The organism is Alteromonas sp. AMM-1, from assembly GCF_047290655.1.
Lineage (GTDB): Bacteria > Pseudomonadota > Gammaproteobacteria > Enterobacterales > Alteromonadaceae > Alteromonas > Alteromonas mangrovi.
The window spans coordinates 1-3,929 of record NZ_JBLBUE010000239.1 but is presented as its reverse complement, the minus strand read 5'-3'; the positions used below and the strand labels follow the sequence as shown (position 1 = coordinate 3,929).

Genomic DNA, 3,929 nt, shown 5'->3' with positions numbered 1-3,929 from the left:
CACATTTCCAGCGCAGCATGCAAAACTGACATGGAGATAACAGGTGGGGTGCCAGCCAAACTTTGCGTAACACTCTCGTGTGGAGTATAACCCCCACTAAACGTGAATGGAGTAGCATGGCCCATCCAGCCGGTTATGGGCTGAATAAACGCATTACTATGACGTTCAGCTACATACATGAATGCCGGTGCGCCTGGTCCACCATTGAGGTATTTGTAAGTACAGCCAATAGCAAAATCTACCTGCCACCGCGCCAACTCTATGGGTATTACGCCTGCAGAGTGGGCTAAATCCCACACTGTGAGTATACCGTGCTGATGAGCGGCATGCGTTATCCTTGCCATATCAAGCAGGTGTCCGGTGCGAAAATTTACCTGTGTTAACAGTAATATGGCAACATCATCGTTTAACGCCGACTCAATGTCGGATTCGTTAACAGTAATGAGTTGGCAGCGCTGTTCGCCCAATAATTGATGAATTCCCTGCACTATATACACGTCCGTTGGGAAATTATCGGCCGTGGTAACAATTTTGGTTCGGCCCGGTTGCATTGCCAGCGCACCACAAAGCACCTTAAATAAATTTACCGAAATGGAATCGCAGCAAATAACCTGACTTGGCTTAGCGCCAAGTAGCGGCGCAATTCGCGCACCACACTGCTGTGGCAGGTTAATCCAGGCATGTTTATTCCAACTGGTAATGAGGTCTCGCCCCCATTGTTGCTCAACAACTTCAGCCGCTCTTTTTCTGGCTGCTTTAGGTAGGGCACCTAATGAATTGCCATCCAGATAAACACAATTAGCAGGTATATCAAATTCGTTACGGCATGCAGCCAGTGGATCCAGTTGGTCCCGTTTTCGGGCTTCTTCGAGCATCTTATTGTCCGTTTAACAGTATGTTTAACAAAGTGTGGTAAGCAAGAGATTCAGAGTGTAGGTAATCGAAATGACCTGCTCCCGGCACCACTACAACGGTAGCGCCTGGAAGCTGGCTTTGTCGCTCATCCACGATTTGATCTGCCGTGCCTTGCAGTAATACTACGGGAGACGGGATATTTTCGATCGAGGGTGTCGCTTCTTTATATGCATCCGGGCGTTCGTCTGGTGTACCATCAAAAAACAGTGGCGTGGCGGTTTCGCAACTGTTTGAGCCTCGCGCGTACAGTTCCGGTTGTGTAATAGCTGCCAGGCCAATAACCTTTCTAACCGGCAATGATAAAGCTTGCGCGGCTAACAAAGCCAGATGCCCGCCTGCAGAGTGTCCTGCAAGATAAACCGGGGCGTTGGCGTTGTTGGAGTTCGCCAGGTTAACAGCCTGATGTGTAGCTGAAATAACATCTTCTGTACTGCCGGGCCAGCCACCACCGACATCTCCCGTACGGCGGTATTCAATGGCATACACATTGATGCCTGCATTGGCTAGAGAAGTAAACATTGCCTGTCCGTGTGTGTAATCGTACGCATTTAACCAACAGCCGCCATGAATAAACACCAAGGTCGCGGATGCCTTGCCGGCTGCCTGCCACACATAAATGCGTTGCAGCGGATCTTCACCATAGGCAACTTCTGCGCTATACCGCGAATAGGGAAGCGCAATCACCTCGCTGTAGGGAATGTTTACCCGACTACCGTTGGATTGAGCAGGCATGCGTTCCGTTGAATTAAGCGTGTGACATGCCGTAACGACTGACGTTAGCAGTAACAAAGGGAGCAGCTTTTTGATAAGAAAATCCTTATTGAAATGAACGAATTCAACAAAAAGGGCACATGATGTGCCCCTAAACAATTGGTCTGTTACTGAAGCGAATTTAGCGATAATTGTGTTTTATAGCATTAATTTCGTTATCTAACACGGTATTGCACAAATCCATAGTGTGACTGGCCAGATTAAAGTACTCCTGGCTTGTCAATGTTACTTTACTCACGTTAATTAATTGTTCCCGAATTGTCTTTGTGAGTGTCAGACACGCTTGTTTGGCTTGCTCAATTTGCGCTATGGATGAACCAGCCTGTAGTAAGGTTAAGCGGTCAAATGACTGACTACTCAAGGTATTAATTTTCTCGTAAAGGTAACCCAGTTTAACCTTATCGATTTGAGTAGATTCACCTTTGGTTGCCACTGCAACGCCAATAGCCCGTGCTTGGCCAATAAATTCAATTACTTTGGGAAATTCATGCCATAAAAAGTGAATCTGAGGCGTTGCTTGTTGTTCGCCTCCAAATTCAATGTTTTCAGCCACATCCTCAAGCAAGTAAAGCAAGGTTTCTATTAAATGGGTGTGCTGTTGAAAACTGCTGGCTACCGTGAGACTTTCGGCATTGCCTTTTAACCGGCTCCAGTGATCCTGGTAACTCTCCCAACGCTCCTCGCGTTTTAGCATGTCATTGTGTTTTAGCGGGTCAGCAATGCCTGAAATCTGTTGTTTAAGGGCAAGTAATTCATTGCGAACAGATTGGTTGCCTTGCAAATATGACGCCGTTAACCCCCGGTGTTTTTGAGTGTAACTGATAATTTTCTTGATACTTCCGATTAACTCCAGCGCATTGTAAAGGCGCTGTTTTAACAAACGCCGACTGCGAAACCATTGAAAGGCAATTAAGCCAATCAGTAACAACACCATTCCCAATATAAGCATACTCATGCGCTTTCCTCCTAGCCGGCCGACAACGTGCGCAGATATTCTGCCACTGCTGACGTTTCTTTTGCTATGTTTGCATTGGCCGCTGCACCTTCAACCACGCGTTCTATACTGCGGGAAATTTCTTCTGTTGCTTTGCTTTGTTGTTCGGTAATAGCGGAGATCTCCATTACCTGATTCCGAGAGTGTTCCGATTGTAGTTCTATATTAGCCAGTATGTCGGCTGCATCTTTAGCTTTGGTCAGGCAGTCTGTAGTGCGTTGTGTTACGCGCTGCATATTGTTAGCAACCAGTTTTCGTTGCGCATCCAGCTCTGCAATGCTCTGATTAATGGTATCGGCAGAATGACGGCTTTCAGAGGCCAGATTGCGCACTTCATCGGCTACCACGGCAAATCCGCGGCCCATGTCTCCGGCACGAGCGGCTTCAATAGACGCGTTTAGCGCAAGCAGGTTGGTTTGTTCAGCGATGTTTTGAATAGTGGCAGTGAGGGACAGTACCGTTTCTATAGATTGCCCCAACGTGGTAATGGCACTGTGAGTGGCATCAACGTCTTTACCCACGTGTTCCACATCATTCACCAGGCTATCCATATAACTATGACCTTGTTGTGCCAGATTGGATGCCTGTAATGCAGCATCGTTTACCTGATTAAACTTCTCAACTATCTCATTGAGTGACGCGGTGAGTTCATTTACTGCTGCTGCCGTAGACTCAGTAGCGGCAGACTGTGATGTCGCATTGTCGGCAACCTTTACCGCCGATTGAATCATTTGTTCAGATGAATATTTCATTTCTGAAAAATGTTCTGCGAATTTATCACGTTGTCTGGCGACTTCTTTTAATATGTCAAAAACCGATTTCACATGTTGAGTGAGAATTGACGGATTCTCTACCAGGTTCTGGTAACCTTGCTGATCGTTTTTCACTTCAGCAAGCAGGGTGTCAATGATGTCAATTTCATTCACTAACAACAGCAACATAGACAGCACCAGCCAGGTCATTAGCGCTGCACATGAAAGTGGAAAAGCCAGGGTATCCAAAGGATTAAGAAGAATAAAACCATAACCTGCCAAATTAAATATCACGGCAAATACGGCGGCTTGTTTAAGCCCGAAAGCATTAATTAAAATAATGCCAGGGAATCTTAACAATGAGAGCATAAATTGTGTCCTTAACTTATGGCTTCCTTGAAAGTTGGACTACAGCAATCTTTACGCCATGTTCAACAGGGTTAATGTACTTGATTATTCGACGGATTATGGGTGAGTTTTGATTGATTTTGGTTGTT

4 protein-coding genes are annotated in these 3,929 nt (G+C 46.1%); all 4 read right to left on the bottom strand.

Annotated features, from left to right (window positions below; genetic code table 11):
- Positions 1–875 (bottom strand): kynureninase (locus ACLR2L_RS19385; protein WP_413370560.1); only part of this gene is annotated, 875 nt, incomplete at its 3' end.
- A 1-nt stretch (position 876) separates the two neighbouring features.
- Positions 877–1,647: an alpha/beta hydrolase family protein gene (locus ACLR2L_RS19380; RefSeq protein WP_413370558.1), complete on the bottom strand. Its 771-nt coding sequence runs from the start codon at positions 1,645–1,647 to the stop codon at positions 877–879.
- Between the two features lie 160 nt (positions 1,648–1,807).
- Positions 1,808–2,641: a nitrate- and nitrite sensing domain-containing protein gene (locus ACLR2L_RS19375; protein WP_413370555.1), complete on the bottom strand. Its 834-nt coding sequence runs from the start codon at positions 2,639–2,641 to the stop codon at positions 1,808–1,810.
- Between the two features lie 11 nt (positions 2,642–2,652).
- A complete protein-coding gene (locus ACLR2L_RS19370; RefSeq protein WP_413370553.1) occupies positions 2,653–3,801 on the bottom strand; it encodes a methyl-accepting chemotaxis protein in 1,149 nt (382 codons plus the stop codon).
- Positions 3,802–3,929 lie beyond the last annotated feature (128 nt).

What these genes read in the sequence shown, in the direction of transcription:
- ACLR2L_RS19375 (WP_413370555.1), bottom strand. Translation starts at nt 2,641, where the DNA reads ATGAGTATGCTTATATTGGGAATGGTGTTGTTACTGATTGGCTTAATT.
- ACLR2L_RS19380 (WP_413370558.1), bottom strand. Translation starts at nt 1,647, where the DNA reads ATGCCTGCTCAATCCAACGGTAGTCGGGTAAACATTCCCTACAGCGAG.
- ACLR2L_RS19370 (WP_413370553.1), bottom strand. Translation starts at nt 3,801, where the DNA reads ATGCTCTCATTGTTAAGATTCCCTGGCATTATTTTAATTAATGCTTTC.